Origin of the sequence: Pseudoalteromonas simplex (genome assembly GCF_015278155.1) — a bacterium.
Classification (GTDB): domain Bacteria; phylum Pseudomonadota; class Gammaproteobacteria; order Enterobacterales; family Alteromonadaceae; genus Pseudoalteromonas; species Pseudoalteromonas simplex.
This window is the reverse complement of record NZ_JADILN010000008.1, coordinates 76,153-99,918: the sequence shown is the minus strand read 5'-3', so window position 1 is coordinate 99,918 and position 23,766 is coordinate 76,153. Positions and strand designations below refer to the sequence as shown.

Here is a 23,766-nt window from a genome sequence, read left to right as displayed (position 1 = left end):
GAAACCGACATGACTGACCAAATTGCTGTATTTACTAACGTCGGTGAGCGTACCAATGTAACAGGCTCGGCTAAGTTTAAGCGCTTGATCATGGAAGAAGATTACGAGACCGCTCTCGATGTTGCCCGTGAACAAGTAGAAAATGGCGCGCAAGTAATTGATATCAACATGGATGAAGCCATGTTGGACTCGAAAGCGGCGATGGTAAAGTTTTTAAACTTAATTGCCTCAGAGCCTGATATCTCAAAAGTACCTATCATGGTCGACTCATCTAAATGGGAAGTGATTGAAGCAGGCTTAAAGTGTATTCAAGGTAAGGCCATTGTAAACTCAATTTCACTTAAAGAAGGTGAAGAGCCGTTCATCCGCCAAGCTAAGTTAATTAAACGCTTTGGTGCTGCTGCGGTTGTAATGGCGTTTGATGAAACCGGGCAAGCAGAAACTGCTGATCGTAAGTTCGAGATTTGTCAGCGTAGTTATAAAATACTCGTTGATGATATTGGCTTTCCGCCAGAAGACATTATTTTTGACCCGAACATTTTTGCCGTCGCAACGGGCATTGAAGAGCACGATAACTACGCTGTTGAGTTTATTGAAGGTACGCGCCGAATTAAGCAAGGCTTACCGCACTGTAAAGTGTCGGGTGGTGTATCGAATGTGTCGTTCTCGTTCCGTGGTAACAACCCAGTACGTGAGGCTATTCACTCTGTGTTTTTATACCACGCGATTAAAGCGGGTATGGACATGGGCATTGTAAATGCGGGCCAATTAGCGGTTTACGACGATATCCCCGAAGAGCTGCGTAAAGCTGTAGAAGATGTGATCCTCAATACCGACCCAGGTGCCGGTGAACGACTTGTTGAACTTGCACCAAAATACTCTGGTATGGCGCAAGCAGAGAAAGTAGAAGATTTAGAGTGGCGTACTTGGCCTGTTGAAAAGCGCCTTGAACATGCGCTAGTAAAAGGCATTACCGAGTACATCGACGAAGATACCGAAGAGTGCCGTAAGAGCAAAGCTAAGCCTATCGAAGTGATTGAAGGCCCGCTTATGGACGGCATGAACGTAGTAGGTGACTTATTCGGTGCGGGTAAAATGTTCTTACCTCAGGTTGTTAAGTCAGCTCGTGTGATGAAGCGCGCAGTTGCCTATCTTGACCCTTTCATTGAAGCTGAAAAAGAAGAGGGCGCTACCAATGGTAAAGTGGTTATGGCAACCGTTAAGGGCGACGTACACGACATTGGTAAGAATATTGTAGGCGTGGTACTGCAATGTAATAACTACGAGGTTATCGACCTTGGTGTGATGGTGCCGGCAGAGAAAATCTTGCAAACCGCCATTGACGAAAAAGCCGACATTATTGGTTTATCAGGGCTTATTACCCCATCACTTGATGAAATGGTGCATGTTGCGAAAGAAATGACCCGTCGTGGTTTTGAATTACCGCTACTGATTGGTGGTGCAACAACCTCTAAAGCGCATACTGCGGTTAAAATTGAGCCTCAGTATGATAAAGGTGTGGTTTATGTAAATAATGCCAGCCGCGCTGTAGGTGTGGTTTCTAATTTATTGTCGAAAGAGTTAAAGCCAGCATTTTTAGAGAAAACCAAGGCTGAGTATGAAAAAGTACGTGAACAACAAGCACGTAAAAAGCCGCGCTCAAAACCCGTTACTTTACAGCGTGCTCGCGACAACGCTGTAAAACTCGATTGGGACAACTACACGCCACCTGTACCGAAAAAACTGGGTGTGACTGAGTTTAAAGATGTTTCGATTGCGACGTTAAGACAGTATATCGACTGGACACCTTATTTCATGACGTGGTCAATCGCTGGTAAGTATCCACGTATTCTTGAAGATGAAATTGTAGGTGAACAGGCTAAAAGCTTATTCGCTGATGCTAATGCAATGCTTGATGAGCTAGAGCAATCAGGTGCACTACAACCTCTAGGTGTCATTGGTTTATTCCCTGCAAACCGAGTAGGGGATGACATTGAGATTTACACCGATGAGTCGCGTACAACGCTTTTAACTACATCGTGTCATTTACGTCAGCAAACTGAAAAAACCGACTTTGCTAACTACTGTTTAGCTGACTATATTGCGCCTAAAGGCACTCCTGACTACTTTGGTGCGTTTGCGGTTACCGGTGGTCTTGAAGAAGACGACCTTGCCGATGCCTTCGATGCGAAGCAAGATGATTATAATAAGATTATGGTTAAAGCCGTTGCAGACCGTTTAGCTGAGGCGTTTGCTGAGTACTTGCATGAGCAAGTGCGTAAAGAGTATTGGGGCTATGCGGTAGATGAAAATCTATCGAACGATGAACTTATTCGTGAAAACTACCAAGGTATTCGCCCAGCGCCAGGTTACCCTGCTTGTCCTGAACATACAGAGAAGAAGAAAATCTGGCAGTTACTTGATACCGAACAGCGTATTGGCATGAAGCTAACAAGTTCATATGCAATGTGGCCGGGTGCGGCGGTATCTGGTTGGTATTTTTCTCACCCTGAAGCTAAGTACTACGCAGTGGCGCAAATTCAACAAGATCAGGTTGAAGATTACGCTAAGCGTACCAACATGACTCTTGCAGAAGCTGAGCGTTGGTTGTCGCCTAATTTGGGCTATGAACCAGAATAATAACCTTTAGTTATTCGCTTTTGTTTAAATTAAAAACGAGTCCCAAATGGCTCGTTTTTTATGCCTATTTTTAATCATACTTTTTTCTTTTTAATTGCTTTAATACTGGCAAATTCCTTCTATTTTAAATATTTGTGTTAAAGTTATTGAGATTGATCAAAAAATCTAAGGTGAAATTGTGATTGATACAGTGAATGCAAGTGACAAAGATAAAGCACGATTTTTACGTGTTTTTGCATTTATTGGTTCGATCACCTCGTTCTTAATGGCGATCACCAGCTATCAAGATGGTTACCATGCCCTTAGCTATTTATTGATTATTGGCGGCTTTGTGTTTGCCTCACCTTTTGTCATTAAAAATCGTGACGAAACCATCGCAATACTTATGCTGTACGCTCTCTATTCGATGATGTGTTTTTTAATTGTCTCTGGGGGTAGTAATGGCACTGGGCCATTATGGTTGTTTATTGTATCTCCTGTGACCTTTTTTATTCGTGGTTTAAAGCGCGGAGCGTTTGATCTTATCTTGCTTGCCATTATTATCTCGGTGCTTTTTTATTTTACTGATCAATTTGGCTATTACAGTTATCCGAGTTACTACTTTCCTACACGTGTCATGCTGTGTTTCTCGATTTTATGTATTTTGGCTGGCTTCTACGAATATTACCGCAACAAATACAGTTTGCAGTTAATGGAGCAACTTAAACTTAATCAAAAGCTGGCTCGCACTGACGCGATGACAGAACTCGCTAACCGTCGCTACGCAACCGAATGTTTGCAAGATAAGCGCTTTGGCGAAGGGGCTGTGTTCTTGCTGATGGATGTTGATAACTTTAAGCAAATCAACGACACCTACGGTCATCAAGTGGGCGATGAGGTGCTAATATTTTTCGCTAATGTATTTAAAAACGTGTGCACAGAAGAAGATATTATTTCCCGTTGGGGCGGCGAAGAATTTTTAATTGTGATCCCAACAGGGCATGAGCTTAGAGCTAGAAAAGTCGCTGAAAAAATCCATAAGAAACTTGCTGAAAAGCCATTTACGAGCGGCCAGCATCTTTTTCATGTTACCTTAAGTATTGGCTTGTACGTGCGCGTCGTTGATGAGAGCATGGATCATTGCTTAAACATTGCCGATAAACGGCTTTACCGCGCTAAATCGCAAGGTAAAAATCAAACGGTTGCTGAGGTAGATTTAGCAAAGCATGAGCCAGCTTGATAAATAAAGCCGCAATTAGCGGCTTTATTGATTGCTCAAATTAATGGCTTTTTTCAAAGTCGCTGACTTCACGTTCAGCTTCTTCCTTTGATTTACCGTATTTTTGCTGAAGTTTACCAACCAGCTCTTTACGGCTACCTTCAATTTTATCTAAATCATCATTGGTAAGGTCACCCCATTTACGTTGTGCTTTACCTTTAAGCTCTTTCCAGTTGCCTTCTAAACGATCGCTGTTCATCATAATCTCCTTACTCTGTTAAACATTCACCTTAGTAAGAGCAATCGCTGTACCAATTTGGTGAAACTTATTAAATTATTGATTTGTAGTTGTTTTATGTTTTTAAATCTAATGAGTGGAATTTAAAAGTTTGCAATTACTACGTAGTTTTTAGAATCAGCCTGTAATATTTTCTGTTGAGCTAGTTTTTAGATACTTAGTGGCTCTTAGAGGTATAGCGATTGATTATCCGCGTGTATTCTTCAGTTGATTTTAGTTTACGTAAACTCTCGTTAAACCGGTCTCTTAAGGCTTCATCATGAAACAAAAAACCATTGGGGCTTTTGCCGAACAAAGCAAACCGCTGCACCGGTTCAGACACATCAACCTCCTCATGTTTTGTAATTAACGCTCGGTAGTAGTCAAAAATTTTTCCGTCCATTTGGATCACTTCATACCGTTCACGATATAAAAGCCGTACTTGGGTTGATTGGTCGTATGTTTCTGAATAATTAGGATTTTCTTTTGCCATGTCGCGATATTCAGGTGAAAGTCGCGCTTTAGCACCTTGCCAAGATAGCACGGTATGATGTTTTAGTTGGGCGATGGACTTGAGGTCGAAATTTCGCTTGGCTAGGCTAAACGCAAAGTTCTCATAGTTGTAAGCAATATCTGAAAAGTAACCGTTCATTTGATTAGCTTCAATAACTTTATTGTTTATATCAGATACTACATCAACTAAGTTTTCATTATATAAAAGGATCCGTCTTGCATAAGGCACGTAGACGAATTGTAGTTGGTAACCTTGAGCACCCAGTGTCGCGCGAAGTAAGTCAGGAATAATGCCTGTGTTGTCTTCAGCCATCACCCAAGGTGGAAGTGTATTGCCAAGTGCAACCGTAATCTTTTGCTGGCTATATGCTTTTTGAAGCGGTAAAGCTAAAAATAGCAAGGTGATTAAAATACGGGTGTAAATCCTGAACAAGTTTATTCCTTATTCTGACTTTTGTGCGGTCGTTTAATCAAGAATAAGTCTAAACTGGCAGAATGCAATGTTTTCACTTTTTAAAGCCCGAAATAGAAAATAAGCCTATAGCCATCGCAATTTTTAGTTTTTTGATACAATGCGTGAAAAGAAAGTAAGAGATACCTAACGTGCTGCCAGTTCAAGATATTTATCAATCCCTGTTAACCACATTACAGAGTAACCCAATGGCCTTATTGCAAGCGCCACCGGGAGCGGGTAAATCAACATGGCTGCCTCTAACCTTAATGCGCGAAGGGCACTTTAAACGCATTGTTATGTTAGAGCCAAGACGACTGGCCGCACGCAATATTGCCCAGTATTTGGCAAGTCAGCAGAATGAAATAGTCGGTGACAGTGTCGGCTTACGCATTCGTGGCGAATCAAAAGTAAGTTCTACAACTAAACTCGAAATTGTCACGGAAGGCATGCTGACGCGTATGTTGCAAAATGACCCAGAGCTTAGTGATGTAGACTTACTTATTTTTGATGAATTTCACGAGCGCTCAATTGCCGCAGATACGGCTTTGGCATTTGCCCTCGAAACACAGGCAGCACTTCGCGATGATTTAAAAATATTGCTGATGTCGGCAACCTTAGACGGCGATCGTTACAGTGAGTTTTTCAGCTGTCCTATTATTTCATCACAAGGTCGAAGCTACCCTATTGATGAAGTGTATATTCCACTTAAAGACGAAAGCCGTTGGCTCGATGACATACCTGCACTAATAAAACAGGCGCTTAGTGAGCAATCGGGCAGTGCTTTAGTGTTTTTACCTGGACAGCGTGAAATCATGCGCGTTCAGCAGTCTTTAAATGATTTAAATGATAGCGTTGAAGTATTTAGCTTGTATGGTGAGCAAAATAAAAACGAGCAACAAGCTGCTATCGCGCCTGCTAAAAATGGCAAACGCAAAGTGGTATTAACCACCAATGTCGCTCAAACCAGTTTGACCATTGAAGGAATACGCATTGTGGTTGATAGCGGCAAACGCCGTGCTGCCAATTTCAATTTAAAAACCGGTGTTACAGAGCTTGTTACGCAAAGTATTTCTCGTTCTTCTGCCATTCAGCGCGCTGGTCGTGCTGGGCGAATTGAGCCGGGGGTTGTGTATCGATTAGGCTCTAAACAAACCTTTGAGCGCCGTAACAGTCATGATGCGCCAGAAATTTTGACCAGTGATATTAGTCAATTGTTATTAGAGACAAAGCAGTGGGGGGCATCACTTGCAGAGCTTAGCTTACTCGACCCACCTAGTAGCCAGCAGATTAAACAGGCAACAGCACTTTTAAAAATGCTCGAAGCCATTGATGAAAATGAAAAGCTAACAGCCCTTGGCAGCCAAATGCTTAGCTATGGAGCCGATATTCGCCTCTCGCACATGCTCATTAAGGCTAAGCAACTAGAGCAGCACATGCCTGGTATTTATGTATTAGCGGGGTATTTAACTGCACTGCTTGAAAGCCGCATTAGTATGCCAGCTGATCTTAATTTGGCATTGCATAGCCAGCACAGCAAACCGCATCCAGTATTTAAGCAGCAATTAACTTATTGGCTAACGCGCTTACAGCTCAAGCCGGTTAATGAGCTTAAAACAGAGTACTTGTCGCTGCTGGTGGCGCTTGCCTTTCCTGACCGCCTAGCCAAAAAACGCGGTAATGGTTATTTACTTGCCAATGGTGCGGGCGCCGACTTAAGTGAGGAGTTTTGGCATAACGATGATTATATTGCCATTGCACATATGGGCGGCCATAAAGGAAACCGTGTTTTTGCTGCTGTTGCCTTTATGCCAAGTGACCTTGAAGATGAGCTTTCGCATTTATTTGCTGAGCAAACTCGCTGCGAATACGATGAAAAAGCAGGGCGCTTTATCCATCAAGATGAGCTCAAGCTCGGTGCTATCACCATAGCGAGTCAGCCAAGTAAACAGCCCCTAGATAAGAGCGAACGCACTAAAGCGTGGTTAAACTTATTTAGTAAGCAGGGCTTTTCTTTATTTAATGAACAGCCCGACAGTGAGCAGTTACTTATTCGAACGAGTTTGGCAAGTAAGCTGTTACCAGAATCATTCCCGCTTTTAAATCATGATGATTTAATTGCCGATAGCCAATGGCTTGCACCTTATTTGGATGATATTAAAAACCTTGAGCAATTAAAAAAGTTCAATTACAGCGAAGCAATTAAAAGCTGTTTTGATTGGCAGCAGCAAAGTTTATTGAATGAACTCCTCCCCTTGCGATTAACGGTGCCAAGTGGTTCAAATGTAAAAGTGAGCTATCAGCTCGATGGTCCTGCGAAGCTCAGTGTGCGCATGCAAGAAGTGTATGGCATGACTAGCACGCCTTTGCTGGCCCAAGGTAAACTGCCATTATTAATGGAGCTATTATCACCAGCGAGGCGACCGCTGCAGTTAACTCAAGACTTAGCTAACTTTTGGCAAACGAGTTACCGCGATGTGCAAAAAGAAATGAAAGGGCGTTATCCAAAACATTTTTGGCCAGACGACCCCGCAACTAGTCAAGCGACTAATAAAGTAAAAAGTAAGATGTGATTTTAATGAAGCTGAGTGCTTAGCTCAGCTTCATCACTTGCCTTAGAGCTGCATGCTTCATAAACCGTTACAATTTCCAGCCTTGTTTTGGTTTCTCTTTTGTTGGCTGTTTAGTAGTCTAATTGAGTCATTAGTAAAAAAGAGAAAGCCGGTGTCTGCAGCTATTTCCCTTGCTCAATACGTTAAAAAACGCACAGGTGTGCCTCTGGGGCATAAAGATTCGCTGCGCAATATGCTGACACGCTCGCTGGGTGCGAGTTCGTTTTATCTATTTTGGCGATATTGGAATCCGGTGTGGAGCTATTACTTATCTCGGTATGTCATGAAGCCTTGCAATGACATTATGCCGGTTTGGTGTGCCCTTGTTGTTACTTTTGCCGTCAGTGGTGCGTTGCACGATTTAGCGGTGAGTTTAGTGAAGTTAAAGCCACTATTCTTTTTTACTCCTTGGTTTACTGTGATGGGCGCTTTGGTGTTAGTAAACAAGTACAGCCAACTCCAGTTTAGCTCTGCTCCTTGGTGGTTAAGAGCGCTCGCCAACATCAGCTTTATTGTATTGAGCTTTTGGTTGACGAGCCTCCTTTTTTAGTGCGTTACTGCGTTGCTAAAGGGTAGTCAGTGTAGCCTTTAGCACCGCCTCCAAATAGGGTATCTGGATCATGCTGAGCCAGTTCAATGCCTTGTTCAATGCGCGCTGGCAGATCTGGGTTGGCAACAAACGGGCGACCAAAACCAATTAAATCAGCCCAGCCTGCGGCTAATGCTTGCTCTGCTTTCTCGCCAGTGTATTTGCCCGCATAAATCATTAATCCAGCATAGTTTTCACGTAGCGCTTGCTTAAAACTTTGCTCCATTAAAGGCGCATCATCCCAATCAGCTTCGGCAATGTGCAGGTAAGCAACGTTGAGTTCATTGAGTACTTTTGCTGCGCCGATATAGGTTTCAAATGGGTTATCATCGACCGTCCCATTGAGGGTTGTGAGTGGAGCAAGGCGAACGCCAATACGTTCTGCGCCAATTTCATCACAAACCGCTTGTGTCACTTGTTGTAAAAAGCGTAAACGGTTTTCTAAACTGCCGCCGTATTCATCAGTGCGTTGGTTCGACTCTGAATCAATAAATTGATTAATTAAGTAACCATTAGCAGCGTGAAGTTCAATGCCATCAAACCCTGCATCTACAGCATTACGGGCAGCTTGACGGTATTCGTTTATAACCTGTTTGATGTCGTCATGGCTCATTGCGCGTGGCTGTGCAGTGGCAACAAAGTCGGGTTTGTCATCTTCATCAATAAAAACTTTAACGTCTTTAGCTGCAATCGCTGATGGCGCAATTGGTTGCTCGCCACCTGTATTACTTGGGTGAGACACTCGGCCAACATGCCAAAGCTGAGCAAACATAATGCCACCAGCTTGATGAACTTTGTCGGTTACTTTTTTCCAGCCAGCAATTTGCTCGGCAGTATAAATACCCGGTGTCCAAGCATAGCCCTTACCTAGGGCTGATATTTGTGTGCCTTCGCTGATAATTAAGCCAGCACTGGCACGTTGTGCATAGTAGTCGGCCATTAATTCATTGGCGATATCACCCGGTTGTGATGAGCGAGAGCGAGTCATCGGTGGCATGGCAATACGGTTTTTTAATGTATGACCGGCAAGTTGTATAGTATCGAATAATTTGTTCATTACGGCTCCTTGAAAGCGAATATGCTTTCAGCATAACGAAAATTATTTATGAAATTAATGCCGGTAATAACAAAACACTTTTGTTAAAAGTGCAAAAAAACTACAGCGTTAACCTGGGTGCTATAAAGTCTAAAAACGCTAATACTCGTGATGACACACCGCTGTTTTGATAATACACCGCATGCACTTTTTCGCGACGATTAGGGCTCAGTACTTCGCCTTCGAGCACTTTAACTAAACGGCCTGCTTTTAAATCTTCGTTGATCATAAATTCCGACAACAAGGAAATGCCATGACCTTGAATACAAAGTTGGCGCACAGTTTCACCGCTTGATGCACTGATTGAAAATTTAAGGTCTAAAGGTGTGGTTAGCGGCCAGTGATTTAAATGCGGCGCGTCGGTAAAACCAATAAGCTGGTGTGAGGCTAAGTCGGTTAGCTCATTTAATGGCGGTGCTGCTTTTAAATAATTAGGGCTGGCAACGAGCTGTAATTTACTGACTCCCAAAGTGCGCGCATGCAAGTTTGAGTCAGCAAGCTCACCAATACGAATAGCAATATCGGTTTTATGCTCAAGCAAATCGATAATGTTGTCGTGGCTGGTGATCTCAAGTTTTATGTCAGGATAAGCTTGGTTAAAGGCTTTTAAATGTGGTGCTAATTGGTGAAACACAAAAGGACTTGCGGCATCGACTCTTAATTTTCCTGAAGGGGCGCAGTGTAGAAGCTTTAAGGCTTCTTCGCCTTGTGCTAGCTGACTGAGTGCTTCTCTAGCATAGCCTAAAAATAACTGACCTTCTTCGGTCAGCTCAATACGTCTTGTGGTGCGGTTGAATAAGGTAACGTTTAATGATTTTTCAAGCCGAGTTACCGCCCGTGATATTTTTGCTACTTGCTCATCTAAGGCATTGGCTGCACTTGAGAAGCCGCCGGTATCAACCACGCTAATAAATGCTTCTAAATCTTGGGTGTTGAAGATCACGCTCATGGTTTTACCTTTTCATTTTTGACAAAAGTATTTTGTCACTACTGCTATTTTTTGCAAATTTAATTTTAGCCACAATAGCTGCACTTTCAAAATTAAATAGAGGATATGTGATGCCAATAGCATTACTTGCATTAACTCTCAGTGCGTTTGCCATAGGCACCACTGAGTTTGTGATTGTCGGCTTAGTGCCAACCATCGCTGATGATTTAGCGGTTTCGTTACCGAGTGCCGGGCTACTTGTTAGCTTGTACGCATTAGGGGTTGCGGTGGGGGCGCCAGTATTAACTGCGCTTACCGGACGCTGGAATCGAAAACATGTATTACTTAGCTTAATGAGCCTATTTGTAATCGGTAATTTACTGGCTTGGCAAGCACCTAGTTATGGTAGCTTGATCACCGCAAGGATTCTAACAGGCCTTGCCCATGGGGTGTTTTTCTCAATTGGTTCAACCATCGCTACTGGGCTTGTCAGTAAAGATAAAGAAGCTAGTGCCATTGCGATTATGTTTACCGGTTTAACGGTTGCATTAGTAACCGGTGTGCCATTAGGAACGTGGATTGGTCAGCACTTTGGCTGGCGAGCGACCTTTTTAGTGGTGTCTTTACTGGGATTAATTGCACTGATCGGTAGCGCGTTTTTAATTCCGAGCAACTTAAAGCAAAGTAAACCAGCTACTTTGAGTGAGCAGCTAAAAGTAATGGTGCAACCTAGGCTTTTACTGGTGTACTTGATGACCATACTTGGTTATGGCGGCACATTTACTGCCTTTACCTATTTAGCGCCAATTTTAGAGCAGCAAACTGGATTTGCATCAGCCACCATTAGCTTAATTATGCTGGTATATGGGGTATCGGTTGCTGTTGGCAATATCTACGGCGGTAAGTTAGCTGATAAAAAAGGCCCGATTAGTGCGCTGACCATTATCTTTAGTGCTTTGAGTATTGTGCTGTTAGTGCTGACCTTTACCATGCAATCTAAAGTCGCTGCGGTACTGACCATACTTGTATGGGGGGCATTTGCGTTTGGTAATGTGCCTGGGCTGCAAGTCTATGTGGTTAAACTTGCCGAAAAGTTCACACCGAATGCTGTCGATGTTGCCTCAGGGTTAAACATTGCAGCGTTTAATATCGGTATTGCGCTGGGCTCAGTGTTAGGTGGTGTTGTCGTTGAAAACTACTCATTGCAAGACACTGCTTGGATTGGTGCTATCATTAGTCTAGCGGCGTTAATTGCAACACGATACAGCGGTTATTTAGATAAACGCGAGACCCCAAGGCCACAAACAGCTTAAACTAATATATTGATAGTTCGGGGCTTTGTCGTTATTTTAGGTGCGTAGTTTGATTATTAGTCAATAACTAAAACCACAAGGAATAACGATGAAGCACCTTTATTTTCTAGCTATTTGCCTGTTAAGCACATTTACTAGCCAAGCAAAGCAAGCTAACCCAGAGCTCACAGCATTAGCACAGCAGTACTTTAATACCATGGTTGCAACACAAGCACCTAATGCTACCAACAAAGAGCTAGAAGCTTTTTTAGCTTTATTAACTGATGATGTAGCAAACCAACATTTACCTTATCAAACAGATGATTCAAGAGAGCCAGATGGCAAAGCGATGATGCGCAAAGGCATGACTTTTTACCTTGGTGCGCACACTGAATACCAAGCAAACTTACTCGATACCTTTATTTTTAATGATTCTGCCATTGCTTTGCGTTATACCCATCATGCTAAAGGTATACATCCGCAAAACCAGCAAGAAATTGAATACACGCAAACCATTATGGATGTGCTCGAAATCGAAGATGGCAAGATAGCGGTTATTCGTAAATACCACGAATGAGCCTCGCTTAACTTTTAGCCTAATATGAGCGCTTTTATAAGCGCTTTTTTATTAAAAATACGCCTGCAATAAATTTTCTCTTTTTTCCGTATTTCAGCCTAAAATCATACTTTTTAGGCTTTATTTTGAATAAATTTAAAACTTTTTTATATTTCGGATAATAAACGTAAGAACAGTGGGTTAGCTTAACTTACGAGTGTAGCTTTGCGGTTGTTTACAATTTGTCAACCTTGAATTGCCATGCTCATTACCTTAACCTTTATTTTAATTGAACGTTCAATCAATAAAAAATTATGCCGAAAGTTGGAATGGAACCTGTTCGTCGTCAGCAGTTAATTGACGCCACAATAGAGTCGGTTGCAGAGCTTGGTTTGCAAGGCACCACCATAAATAGCATTAGTAAAAAGGCGGGCTTATCGTCTGGCATTATCAGTCATTATTTTGGTGGTAAGCAGGGCTTAATTGAAGCCACTGTGCGTTATTTATTGACCAGCTTAAAGCAAGCTCTGATGAACCAAGTAACGCCGCAGACCAGCCCTGAGCAACGATTAATGTTTATCGTTGAAGCAAACTTTTCGCGCATTCAGCAGCAAAGCAATAACACCAAAACTTGGTTGAGCTTTTGGGCGCATTCAATGCACGACGCCCAGTTGCATCGCTTACAAAACGTAAATAGTAAACGTTTATTTAGTAACTTATTAAGCTCATTCAAACAGTTAATGAGCGATAGTGATGCCAACTTAGCCGCTGAGTTAAGTGCAGCCATGATCGATGGTTTATGGCTAAGAGCTGTATTAAGTAAGTCAGACCAAGATCAATTCGAACATTGTGAGCAATTAGCTAAAGACTACATTCGTTCACTGATAAAACAGTATGGAGCCTAAAATGACCACACCTGTTTACGAAAATTTTATTAATGGCCATTTTTTAAAGAATCAAACTGGCGATACCTTTGCGGTTAAGAACCCTGCAACGGATGAAGTGATTTATCACGTTGAAATCGCTGATGAGTTTATTCAAAACGCGGCAATCGAAAGCGCAAAACAAGGGTTTGCAGCATGGTCTGCAATGACGCCAATTGAGCGTAGCCGTATTTTATTAAAAGCCGTGGCAATCTTACGCGAACGTAACGATGAACTGGCAAAAGTAGAAGTACTTGATACGGGGAAGCCTTGGCAAGAAGCCGAGTGTGTCGATGTTGAAACAGGCGCCGATGTTATCGAATATTTTGCTGGTCTTGCGCCTGCACAAGTGGGTCAGCAACAAATGGTTGGCAATGACTTTTACTACACACGTAAAGAGCCTTTAGGTATTTGTGCAGGTATTGGTGCATGGAACTATCCACTGCAAATTGCGTGTTGGAAATCAGGCCCAGCACTGGCTGCGGGTAATGCGGTTATTTTCAAACCTTCTGAAGAAACACCTCTTGGTGCAATTAAACTTGCAGAGATTTTCATCGAAGCGGGTGTACCTGCTGGCGTATTCAACGTTGTGCAAGGCGCTGCTGAAGTAGGGCAATGGTTAACAGCAAACCCAAATATTGAAAAAGTGTCTTTCACTGGTGAAGTAGGCACAGGCAAAAAAGTAATGGCAAGCGCTGCTGGTTCACTTAAAGATGTGACCATGGAGCTTGGTGGTAAGTCACCGTTATTAGTATTTGATGATGCCGATGTATCACAAGCTGTTAGTGCGGCAATGTTAGGTAATTTTTATACGCAAGGCGAAATTTGCACTAACTGTACGCGCATTTATGTGCATAAAAATGTTTATCAGCAGTTTATTGATGAGCTGAAAACACGCACTGAGCAAAATATTATTGCTGGCGACCCAATGGATCCGGAGGTGAATTTAGGGGCGCTTATCTCTAAAAAACACCAAGAGCTTGTACTTGGCTATATCGATAAAGGTATTCAAGAAGGCGCAACCTTGCTAACAGGTGGTAAGGCTCTGTCACCTGCATCTGCACCAAACGGTTACTTTGTTGAACCGACCGTTTTTGTCGACTGTAAAGACGACATGACCATAGTTAAAGAAGAGATCTTTGGCCCGGTAATGAGCGTGTTGGTGTTTGATGATGAAGATGACGTTATTCAGCGTGCAAACGATACCCACCTTGGCTTAGCCGCAGGCGTGTTCACTAAAGATATTCAGCTTGCACACCGCGTGATCCATCAATTACAAGCCGGTATTTGTTGGATAAACAGCTATGGTAATTCACCTGCAGAAATGCCAGTAGGTGGTTATAAGCAATCAGGAATCGGCCGTGAAAACGGTATCGAAACCTTAGATCACTATACCCAAACTAAATCGATTTATGTGGGTATGAGCAATATAGAGAGTCCATTTTAATGAGTACACAGAACTATGATTACATCATAGTCGGTGCTGGCTCAGCAGGCTGCGTGTTGGCAAACCGACTATCAGCAGACCCTTCTAATAAGGTGTTATTACTTGAAACGGGCGGTAGTGATAAAAGCATTTTTATAAAGATGCCTACCGCGCTATCAATCCCAATGAATACTGACAAATATGCATGGCAATTTCATACCGAGCCAGAGCCGTATTTAGATAACCGTCAAATGCACTGCCCACGAGGTAAGGTGTTAGGTGGCTCATCATCGATTAACGGCATGGTGTATGTACGTGGTCATGCCAAAGATTTTGATGAATGGCAGCAACACGGCGCTAAGGGCTGGGATTACCAAGCATGCTTACCGTACTTTAAACGTGCTGAATCATTCTACTTAGGTGGTAACAGTTACCGTGGCGATAACGGCCCATTAGGGGTTAATAACGGTAATGAAATGGCTAACCCGCTTTATAAAGCCTTTATCAAAGCGGGCCAACAAGCAGGTTATGCGCAAACTGATGACTACAATGCAGCCCAGCAAGAAGGTTTTGGGCCAATGCATATGACAGTTAAAGATGGCGTAAGAAGCTCTGCTAGCCGTGAGTATTTAGACCCAGTTAAGTCACGTAAAAACCTAACGCTAATCACCGGTGCTTTAGCTGAAAAAGTATTGCTCGAAGGCAAAAAAGCCGTTGGTGTTGAGTTTTCAGTGTCTGGCTCTAAGCAGCAGGCATTTGCAGCAAAAGACGTTATTTTAAGTGCGGGCCCAATTGGTTCACCGCATATTCTGCAATTATCAGGTATTGGTGATAAAGACATCCTGAGCGAAGCGGGGGTTGAGGTTAAACATCACTTACCAGGTGTTGGCCAAAACTTACAAGATCACTTGGAGTTTTACTTCCAATATAAGTGTAAGCAACCAATTACTTTAAACGGAAAATTAGGCCTTGTTTCAAAAGGGCTAATTGGTGCTCGTTGGTTATTAAATCGCTCAGGTTTAGGGGCGACGAACCATTTTGAATCATGTGCATTTATTCGCTCAAAACCGGGTGTTGAATGGCCAGATATTCAGTATCACTTTTTACCAGCTGCCATTCGTTATGACGGTAAAAGTGCCTTTGATGGTCATGGCTTCCAAGTTCATGTTGGGCATAACAAACCAAAAAGCCGTGGTGCAGTAACGATTAAGTCGGCGGATCCTCAGGTTGCGCCAAAGATCCAATTTAACTACTTACAGCATCAAGATGACATTGAAGGCTTTAGAGCTTGTGTACGTCTAACTCGCGAGATTATTGAGCAAAGTGCGTTTGATGAGTATCGCGATGGTGAAATTCAACCCGGTAAAGATGTTCAAAGCGATGAAGAAATAGATGCGTTTGTTCGTCAAGCGGTTGAGAGTGCTTACCATCCGTCATGTTCGTGCAAGATGGGTGAAGACGAGATGGCCGTGGTTAACTCGCAAACTCAAGTGCACGGTATCGAAGGTTTACGGGTTGTAGATTCATCTATTTTCCCAACCGTTCCAAACGGTAATTTAAATGCGCCAACCATTATGGTGGCAGAAAAAGCGGCGGACCACATCTTAGGTAAGCCTGTGTTATCGGCATCAACTGCAGATGTTGCTATGGAAAAACAATGGCAATCAACGCAGCGTAGTTCGGAGATCTAATAAGGCCACCCGCAGTTTCGGCTGTGGGGCTTGCAGTGGCGCGCATCACGAGTTGTTTGTGATGCGTTAATGCGAGGAATAAAACTGGAGAAACAATGAAGTATTATTACTTATTTTGGGGGGGTAACTATGACCTTTTGGCTTAGTGCTGGCATCATTTTTACCCTGTTAGCAATTGCGGTTATTTTATTTAAATGGGGTACGGTAAGGTGTGTTGGCGTCACACCGGTTAGAACGTTTACGTTCATTGCAATTTTATTTACATCGGGCCTAGATGTTGGCTTGATTATGTTTCCACTGACAGAGTTTGCAGGTTATGCAGACATAAAAGCAAGCCCAGAGTATGCGTTTGCCAATCCATTAGCCATCGAGTTTGGTTTTTGGGGCTTCTTGATCTGGGGATTTTATTTCCTTACGTGCTTTTATTTCTGTGTAATAGAACCCAAAGTAAAATTTTTTGAAATTGCTTGGGTAAAACTAATAAATAACATCGTTATTATTGGTACATGCGCATTTACTGCATTTTTACTGCTGTCGAATTTACCTTGGTATTTGCCGTCGCTTGGTGATGGTGAGTCAATTATTCCGACATTCTACTTAATGGTGTTTGCAGCGATTTGTTTTGCTGTGTATTCGAGCACAGACATTAAGTATGTACGCTTTTTAAGTATTTCTACTACTTGGTTGTTTATCGCTTTAATCGCATTTATGTGGTTCGGTGCCTTTGTGGGTTCTGATGCACAAACATCAGCATTTGTTGATAATCTTGCGTTAATTGGCAGCTACTTTGGCAACATTAATGAGTTTGTATTACCACTAAATGATTACCATGCCTTCTACCTGTTTTGGTGGTTTGCTTGGAGCATTATGATTGGTCAATTTACTTCGCGCTTTGTGGGTGGTTTAAAAACTTACCAAGTGCTGGCAGCTATGTTGATTTTCCCGTCTATTCCAATCGCTATCTGGTTTAGTGTTTTGTATCAATACCATGAAGCGGGTATTGCAACAGCAGGCCTGAAAAACATCGCTATGGTGTTTGTTGGTGTGGTGTTTGTGATCAACTCACTTGATTCTTTGATCCGTTTATACACAGATAACCTAAACTTAACGGTGAAACGTTTAGGTAAATTTAATTATATTGCCTTAAATGTGGTGGCGCTTTCATTGTTAACCCTGCTGTTTAAGTTCGACTTTTTACAGATCCAATGGGTTGGTGCGCTCGTTATTGCATTATTTTTCGGCTGTGCTGCGTTTATTGGCTACAGCAAGTTAAAAACAGTGAAAAATATCGAAGGCTCACCAAAAGACAATAAATTAGATTACACAAAAATAGAAACAGTTAGCTAGGGGAAACCAACATGACAACAAGACAAACAGTATTAGCAGCAGCGTTGCCATTGGCATTACTATCGACATCAGCCATGGCTGACTTATCGACTACGGTTACATTGGCATCAGATTACACCTTCAATGGTGTAAGCCAGACTCAGAATGATCCTGCAATTCAAGGTAGTTTAGATTACGCCTTTGCCGATTCAGGCATGTATGTAGGTACTTGGGCTTCAAATGTAGATTTTGGTGAAGGTACTGACATTGAGTGGGATGCTTATTTTGGTAATTATGTTGAGATAAACGATGCCCTTAGTGTTGATTATGGTATTGCTTATTACTCTTACCATGGTGAAGATTACTCAAGCGACGGTAATTATTTTGAGACTTATGCAAAGTTTGGTTACACCAATAGTCTGGGTTTCACAGAACTTAACTTTTGGTACGCTTGGGATTATTTCGGTACCGATGCTGGACATGTAATTTCTATGCTTGCGCATACCTTTGAAATTGCCCCAAATCATGCAATTCGTGCCAGTTTTGATGTATCTAACTCATTAGATGGCAATAAGTTTGCTTGGGATGGTAATGACAAGTCATACAACCATTATCGTTTAGCCTATCAAACAAGCTTTGCAGGTTTTGATTTTGAGCTTGCTGGCGAAAATACCAGCCTAGACTGGGATACCGCAGACGAGCGTATTGTCGCGTCTATTTCACGTAGCTTTGATTTATAAGTAGCGTTTTATAGTACGGCTTTAATAAAACGGCTAACCTTTGTTAGCCGTTTTTTTATGCTTAGAATATGGGTATTAAATCTCTTCGCCTTCGTGTTGCATCGCTAAATCATCAAGCTCTGCAAGGGTGTAATCAAAGCCACTATTATCGACTTCGTAACGTATTTTCACGCCATAACCACCTTGGCAAAGACTCGCAGTGACCTTAGCCACTGACCAATGCTTAAGCTTGTTTAAAAACCGATTGGCGGTTTGCTGTGAGTCAAAGCGATAACTGACTTGCGATTCCATCTCTTTTCTAGCCTAAAATTTTTTCGAGAGTGTATGAAATTGCTCTGTTTAAATCAATTGCTCATTGAAAAACGCCAATGTGCGTTGCCATGACAGCTCCGCCTGTTTTTCATCATAACGAGAGGTAGAGTCGTTATGAAAACCATGATTTGCCTGTTCATACATATGCATAGTATAAGGCACTTGATGTGCTTTTAAGTCGCTCTCGTATTCTGGCCACGTTGCATTAACGCGTTTATCAAATTCAGCTAAGTGTACAAGTAGCGGAGCTTTGATATTTTGTCTGAGTTCTTTAACGGCTGGAGTGCCGTAATAGGGCACGCCCGCATTGATTAGTTTGCTATCAACTGCTGCTAGGTAGTTAACCATATAACCACCAAAGCAAAAGCCTACCGCACCGAGTTTACCATTACTATTTGGGTGTCTTTTTATGTAATCAGCTGCGGCGATAAAGTCTTGTTGGATTTTTTGTTTATCCATAGAGCGCTGCATGGCGCGGCCTTCATCGTCATTACCAGGATAGCCACCAAGAGGGTGTAATGCATCGGGCGCAAAGGCAATAAACCCAGCTTTGGCAATGCGGCGAGCAACATCTTTAATATAAGGGTTTAAGCCCCTGTTTTCGTGGATCACTAATACTATTGGGAGCTTGCCGGTTAAATTAGCGGGTTCGACTAAATAACCTTTACCTTCGCCGTGACCTTTAAACGAGTCAAAGGTTTTATAGCTGGCTTTGATATCAGGGTCATTAAAGGACACTTGCTCAGCTAATGCGTAGTTTGGCAGTAAAGCGCTACTTAGCATTGCCATTGAATAACCAAGGGCGACTAAGCCACCTAGCTTTTTCATAAAGGTACGGCGGTCCATCAAGCCATGGGCGTATTCATCGTACCAATCGAAAGCTTCTTGGGGAATGTGATTATGGCGTTGCTCAGTCATACTTATATCCTTTAAAAACGAGTTAGGTTTATAACTTTAGCTGAAATATCAGCGATTAACAGCCAGTTGCTTTGTTTGTATTACCACATCCATAAAGCGGCGCTGCCAAATAACCTTAAAGGCTTTATTAAATAGGTATAAAAATATTAGCGGCATTAATAACAGCTTTAAAATCAGTAGAGACAAGATATTCAAAAAGTCGATGAATAAGTCTTCGACGGCTGCCACCATGTTGCTAATGCCAGAGCTAACGGTGTCTATAATTTTACTCACTTGCGACGATTGGTCTTGATTGAGTGATGCATTTAAGTTTTCTAGTTGCTCGTTTAAGGCGTCTTTGTCTAGGTTTAGCTGTCTTTGCTGGTTTAGTACCGCATTAAACTGCGCTGTTAATTGCTGCTTTTTATCAAGTAATGGCTTGGCTTGTTCAAGCTCAGTAAAGGTCAGTCGCTCAGACAAGCTGCGAGTTGCTTGAATCGCTTCTATTTGGCTATCGACCTCTGTTAGCTTAACTTTGAGTTCTGTCGCTTGCTGGTGGTTCTTAATCTGCTGCTCATTTAATAGAGAGAGCTTGTCGAAGATGGTTTGTTTTTCACTATCGACCTCGGCCTTTAGCTTGGCAGATATGGCCGAGGTATTATTTGCACTGCTATTCACTGTCTCGACTTTCTCGCTCACCAGCTCACTTTGCTGGTTAATTTGCTCATCTAAGAATATCTGGCTGACGAGGCCTGTTGCCAGCACCACCGCAGGCACTAAAAACCGAATTAAAATCAGGCTTGCCATAATCTTATGACGTAAGTTAGGTAAATAGTTACGCCATTCACAGATAAAGTAAGCGACGACCGAAACAGTAAAAACACCACTAAAAATAACCCCAGAAGAAATGGTGTATAAAATGCGCTGTAAAAATAACGAGCCTATTGCAAGGCGCATAGCATCCGACATGTATTCAGCTAGGTCATTTACTGGGTCGAGTAGTTGTGCAGGTTGAATACTGGCAATACCAATGCCCACTTCGGCTGATTGCAATAGCGATATAGCAGCATTAACTGTACGAGATGAAGCATACACTAGGGTTGATTGTACAAGGGCGCTGTCGATAAAGCGCATAATGAAATGGTTATAATGCTCTAGCCAACAAAGAAGTAGCAGTATTGTAAGAGATAAATACTTGATAATATGTTGTTTAGTTAGCATAACGCCCCCGACAGTTAGTACGCTTCTTCACGCTACACTATTCATAGCCGTTGAAGCAATCTAATAGGATTGAATTATTTTGCCGATTAACTGTCTATGAATTGCTATTCATCGCTTTAGAGGAAATATGAAAGAACCTGCATCAATTGGCCAGTGCTGTATTGAAGATTTAGATCCCGTGCAAGACTTAGGTCGCTTAGTCTCTTATTTACGTTCAAATCTGGTGACTCATCTTGATAATGCGTTAGAGGATAAAGAGCTAACGTCGGCTCAGTATATCGTGGTTGTGCTACTTGCACGCGGTAAAGTAAATACCTTGGCTGAGCTTTGTGAGCACATGGTGTATGACCGTGGTGCCATGAGTCGATTACTTTCTCGTTTAGAAGACAAGGGCTTAGTTGCTAAGAAGCAGTCAGTTGAAGATCGTCGTTCAACTCTTTTATGCCTCACAGAAAAAGGCCAACAGCTCTACCCGGAAATTTTACCCACTGTAAATGATATCTATTGCAAAGCACTCACAGGCTTCTCTGATGATGAGCAAAAGCAACTCGCAAGCTTACTGTTTAGAGCAATTCATAATTTAAAAGTATAAATTTCTCTAAGCGGTACATTGTCGCTGTAGATGCATTTTGATAATATGGTTGCCTAGGCATTTAATTTTAACAAGTCCGGGTTGTTATGTTTGAATCATCTTTGCTTGCGCAGCTTCTCGCTCAATTTCCAGCTCATCAATTTAGCCCAGAAGGTTTGTCGGTTGTTCACACAGGCCGCTTTGCCAATGCAATTGTTTATCGTTATAAAGACGCGCAATTTGATCTAATTATTAAAGACTTTCAGCACAGCCCGTGGTGGGTGAGAAAAACCATCGCGCCGCTATTTATCAATCAAGAGTACAAGGGGCTGGCACGCCTGCAAGACGTAGACGGAGTGGTCGATAACTTTTGTCGTTTGTCATCAATTGCCATCGCTTATGATTTTATTGAAGGCACGCCACTTCGCCAGCTTGCCTTGCAACAGCAGCATTTACCGGGTGATTTCTTTAAAGAGTTTGAGCGTTTGGTAGCAAAAATGCATCGCCGCGGGGTGGTGCATCTGGATTTACGTAATTTGGGAAATGTGATTTGTTCAAAAGATGGCAAGCCTTATATTATTGATTTTCAGTCAGCGATTCGCTTTGCACGCTTTCCGCGCTGGTTACAGCGTTTTATGCGTGGTGCCGATATGAGTGGGGTTTATAAGGCGTGGCAGAAGTTAGCCAAAGACTCGTTACCGCAAGCAAAGGCGGATTATTTGCATGACTTTAATCATGTGCGTAAGCGTTGGATTTTTAAAGGTTATCCGATTCAACGTGCCTATTTGTGGTGTAGCGGAGCAGTTACTCAGATTCTTAATTCTGAATTTGTTCGCAGTATATTAGATAGATTCTAAAAAGCGCGCTTGCACGCGCTTAGTGGGGAGAACTAGTATTTAGGCCAACCGTTTGCATCCCAATTCAGGGTGCTGATGAGCAATTTAGGGGTGCCATTGTCACCTGCATCATAGGCATGACGAACAATCACATCGGTATTTAAAATGTCTTGTCCCCCTGGACCTACCCATTGGCTGTTACCCGCATCTAGAATGCTACCGCCGCTAGCTAGCATGTCGGTGCCATTTTTATCTAGGTATGGGCCGCGGATGTCACTAGAGCGACCATACGCAATACGGTAAGTACTATTCGTGCCATCACAGCATTTGCCAACTGAAACAAACAAATAGTAATAGCCTTGGCGATACACTATGGTAGGCGCTTCGATGCCACCAGAGCGACTTGCTAAAGAGTAGATTTGACCAAATGGTTTCATGGTCATTGGGTTAATACGTGTTAGTTTAATACCCGAATTCCATGAACCAAAGGCAAGCCAAGGTGCACCATCTTTTGCCACCACAAGATCAGGGTCAATGGCGTTATAATTATTGCTATTGGTCGTGTTAATGACTAAACCATCATCACGCCAATCACCGGCTGCTACACTGCTTGCTGATGTAAGGCCAATAGCGCTAACACGTGAACCAAAGGTCGAAATCGAATAATAAAGCCAGCTACGACCATTGTAGCTTTTTAATTCAGGCGCCCAGACATCAATTCCATCATGATCTGGCACATAGTTGCTCCACCAGCTTAAACCATTTGAGAAAATTGGTTGCGCATCATTCCAATCTACACCGTTGCTTGAATATTTACCGTAAATACCAGGGCCAGTTTGAAAAACCCACCAAGTGCCATTTTCATAGCCAAGGGTTGGATCGTGGGTGACTAAATTACCTGTAAGTGGCCAGTGATCTGCTGCGCCATTGGTTGTGGATGGATCCCAAGGGGTTGATTCAACATTAGCAAGCTTGGTTAGCTGCCACTGCTGTGCATCGCTGCCGTTGTAGCTCCACTGGCTAATATTTGCGCCATCGTTGCCATCAAAAGCATAAAGGTCGAGTGCCTTACCACTGTGATCGTTAATGAAGCTGTAATAGCCGCTACCTTCATCATTAATTTGCCAGTGTTGGCTGGCAACATCAGCATACTCATATTGCACCACATTACCGCCATCAGCAGTCGAGAAGTCAAACACTTCGAGGGCTTTACCACTGTTTAAGTTAATAACCGAATAGTTGCTGCCACCTATGTTAGTGATTAACCAGCGCTGGGTGTCGTGATTAGTGTCAGCCCACTGACTAACATTCGCACCATCGTTGGTTTGCGCGCTGGCTACTTCAACAAATTTAGCACTGTACTTTGATTTAATGGTGTATACGCCATTATCAATCGCATAAGCATTGGGCAGTATGAGTGTTGCTGCCAAGCTGAGTGCAGCTAGGGCTTTTTTTGAAAGTATCATTGTGTCTCCAAATCATTGTTATTGAGCTTTCCTTGTGTGTTCTGCTCCTTGGATGAGTTTTGATCAACACCAATTAATTAAGAGTAATGGTGCAAATGAAAACTATTTATAATACTTTATTATATTATTACCTTTGTAAAGGTTAATGGTAAATTAATTAACAAAAATTTTACCTTCAACTGTTTTGGAAGGGACTTTAGTGTTT

At 42.5% G+C, this 23,766-nt stretch carries 21 protein-coding genes; 13 read left to right on the top strand and 8 right to left on the bottom strand.

The features are described 5' to 3' along the window. Positions 1-9: 9 nt before the first annotated feature. Together metH and IRQ78_RS20830 are read left to right on the top strand one after the other, a co-directional pair. Positions 10-2,640 (top strand): methionine synthase, encoded by a 2,631-nt coding sequence (gene metH, locus IRQ78_RS15150; RefSeq protein WP_228482650.1) that lies wholly within the window; start codon positions 10-12, stop codon positions 2,638-2,640. A 178-nt stretch (positions 2,641-2,818) separates the two neighbouring features. Continuing rightward, entirely contained in the window at positions 2,819-3,859 is a 1,041-nt protein-coding gene (locus tag IRQ78_RS20830; protein ID WP_194442607.1) for a GGDEF domain-containing protein, read from the top strand. Between the two features lie 40 nt (positions 3,860-3,899). On the opposite strand, the gene IRQ78_RS15140 is transcribed toward IRQ78_RS20830, so the two are convergent. Further along, the gene (locus IRQ78_RS15140) at positions 3,900-4,097 is read right to left on the bottom strand and encodes a CsbD family protein (protein WP_138619436.1); all 198 of its coding nucleotides are present in this window, start codon (positions 4,095-4,097) and stop codon (positions 3,900-3,902) included. A 196-nt stretch (positions 4,098-4,293) separates the two neighbouring features. Beyond that, complete coding sequence (locus tag IRQ78_RS15135; RefSeq protein WP_228482649.1) at positions 4,294-5,061, bottom strand: substrate-binding periplasmic protein; 768 nt, start codon at positions 5,059-5,061, stop codon at positions 4,294-4,296. 170 nt (positions 5,062-5,231) lie between these two features. Between IRQ78_RS15135 and hrpB the strand changes: the two genes are divergently transcribed. Both hrpB and IRQ78_RS15125 read left to right on the top strand, forming a co-directional pair. Continuing rightward, complete coding sequence (gene hrpB / locus IRQ78_RS15130) at positions 5,232-7,652, top strand: ATP-dependent helicase HrpB (RefSeq protein ID WP_194442606.1); 2,421 nt, start codon at positions 5,232-5,234, stop codon at positions 7,650-7,652. Between the two features lie 151 nt (positions 7,653-7,803). Beyond that, positions 7,804-8,241 carry a membrane-bound O-acyltransferase family protein gene (locus IRQ78_RS15125; RefSeq protein WP_194442605.1) on the top strand — a complete coding sequence of 146 codons (438 nt, stop codon included), beginning with the start codon at positions 7,804-7,806 and terminating at the stop codon, positions 8,239-8,241. Between the two features lie 4 nt (positions 8,242-8,245). Here the strand turns inward: IRQ78_RS15125 and IRQ78_RS15120 are convergent, their stop codons facing one another. Both IRQ78_RS15120 and IRQ78_RS15115 read right to left on the bottom strand, forming a co-directional pair. Then, the gene (locus IRQ78_RS15120) at positions 8,246-9,337 is read right to left on the bottom strand and encodes an alkene reductase (protein WP_194442604.1); all 1,092 of its coding nucleotides are present in this window, start codon (positions 9,335-9,337) and stop codon (positions 8,246-8,248) included. 100 nt (positions 9,338-9,437) lie between these two features. Continuing rightward, positions 9,438-10,325 (bottom strand): LysR substrate-binding domain-containing protein, encoded by an 888-nt coding sequence (locus tag IRQ78_RS15115; protein ID WP_194442603.1) that lies wholly within the window; start codon positions 10,323-10,325, stop codon positions 9,438-9,440. Between the two features lie 110 nt (positions 10,326-10,435). Between IRQ78_RS15115 and IRQ78_RS15110 the strand changes: the two genes are divergently transcribed. The 7 genes from IRQ78_RS15110 to IRQ78_RS15080 all read left to right on the top strand — a co-directional run bounded on the left by IRQ78_RS15110 (position 10,436) and on the right by IRQ78_RS15080 (position 18,258). Next, positions 10,436-11,617: an MFS transporter gene (locus IRQ78_RS15110; protein ID WP_054554305.1), complete on the top strand. Its 1,182-nt coding sequence runs from the start codon at positions 10,436-10,438 to the stop codon at positions 11,615-11,617. Between the two features lie 88 nt (positions 11,618-11,705). Then, positions 11,706-12,173: a nuclear transport factor 2 family protein gene (locus IRQ78_RS15105; RefSeq protein WP_054554306.1), complete on the top strand. Its 468-nt coding sequence runs from the start codon at positions 11,706-11,708 to the stop codon at positions 12,171-12,173. A 293-nt stretch (positions 12,174-12,466) separates the two neighbouring features. Continuing rightward, complete coding sequence (gene betI, locus IRQ78_RS15100; RefSeq protein WP_054554307.1) at positions 12,467-13,057, top strand: transcriptional regulator BetI; 591 nt, start codon at positions 12,467-12,469, stop codon at positions 13,055-13,057. A 1-nt stretch (position 13,058) separates the two neighbouring features. Continuing rightward, a complete protein-coding gene (gene betB, locus IRQ78_RS15095) occupies positions 13,059-14,522 on the top strand; it encodes a betaine-aldehyde dehydrogenase (RefSeq protein WP_194442602.1) in 1,464 nt (487 codons plus the stop codon). Continuing rightward, entirely contained in the window at positions 14,522-16,192 is a 1,671-nt protein-coding gene (betA, locus tag IRQ78_RS15090; RefSeq protein WP_194442601.1) for a choline dehydrogenase, read from the top strand. Before betB ends, betA begins: the two co-directional genes overlap by 1 nt. Positions 16,193-16,321: 129 nt before the next feature. Continuing rightward, positions 16,322-17,539, top strand: coding sequence for a choline transporter (locus tag IRQ78_RS15085; RefSeq protein WP_054554310.1), 1,218 nt, complete (start codon positions 16,322-16,324; stop codon positions 17,537-17,539). 11 nt (positions 17,540-17,550) lie between these two features. Further along, positions 17,551-18,258 (top strand): TorF family putative porin, encoded by a 708-nt coding sequence (locus tag IRQ78_RS15080; protein ID WP_138600250.1) that lies wholly within the window; start codon positions 17,551-17,553, stop codon positions 18,256-18,258. Positions 18,259-18,333: 75 nt separating this feature from the next. Here the strand turns inward: IRQ78_RS15080 and IRQ78_RS15075 are convergent, their stop codons facing one another. From IRQ78_RS15075 to IRQ78_RS15065, 3 genes are read right to left on the bottom strand one after another with little or no spacing between them, the layout of a single operon-like run. After that, positions 18,334-18,549, bottom strand: a complete 216-nt coding sequence (locus IRQ78_RS15075) for a hypothetical protein (protein ID WP_054554312.1) — start codon at positions 18,547-18,549, stop codon at positions 18,334-18,336. Between the two features lie 48 nt (positions 18,550-18,597). After that, positions 18,598-19,488, bottom strand: coding sequence for a dienelactone hydrolase family protein (locus IRQ78_RS15070; protein ID WP_194442600.1), 891 nt, complete (start codon positions 19,486-19,488; stop codon positions 18,598-18,600). 48 nt (positions 19,489-19,536) lie between these two features. Then, entirely contained in the window at positions 19,537-20,688 is a 1,152-nt protein-coding gene (locus tag IRQ78_RS15065) for a hypothetical protein (RefSeq protein ID WP_194442599.1), read from the bottom strand. Positions 20,689-20,815: 127 nt separating this feature from the next. On the opposite strand from IRQ78_RS15065, the gene IRQ78_RS15060 reads away from it, so the two are divergent. Both IRQ78_RS15060 and IRQ78_RS15055 read left to right on the top strand, forming a co-directional pair. Beyond that, on the top strand, positions 20,816-21,280 hold the full coding sequence (locus tag IRQ78_RS15060) for a MarR family winged helix-turn-helix transcriptional regulator (protein ID WP_194442598.1): 465 nt from the start codon (positions 20,816-20,818) through the stop codon (positions 21,278-21,280). Between the two features lie 86 nt (positions 21,281-21,366). Beyond that, positions 21,367-22,116, top strand: a complete 750-nt coding sequence (locus IRQ78_RS15055) for an RIO1 family regulatory kinase/ATPase domain-containing protein (protein WP_194442597.1) — start codon at positions 21,367-21,369, stop codon at positions 22,114-22,116. Positions 22,117-22,148: 32 nt separating this feature from the next. On the opposite strand, the gene IRQ78_RS20825 is transcribed toward IRQ78_RS15055, so the two are convergent. Then, positions 22,149-23,561: a family 43 glycosylhydrolase gene (locus tag IRQ78_RS20825; RefSeq protein ID WP_054554317.1), complete on the bottom strand. Its 1,413-nt coding sequence runs from the start codon at positions 23,559-23,561 to the stop codon at positions 22,149-22,151. Positions 23,562-23,766: the final 205 nt, after the last annotated feature.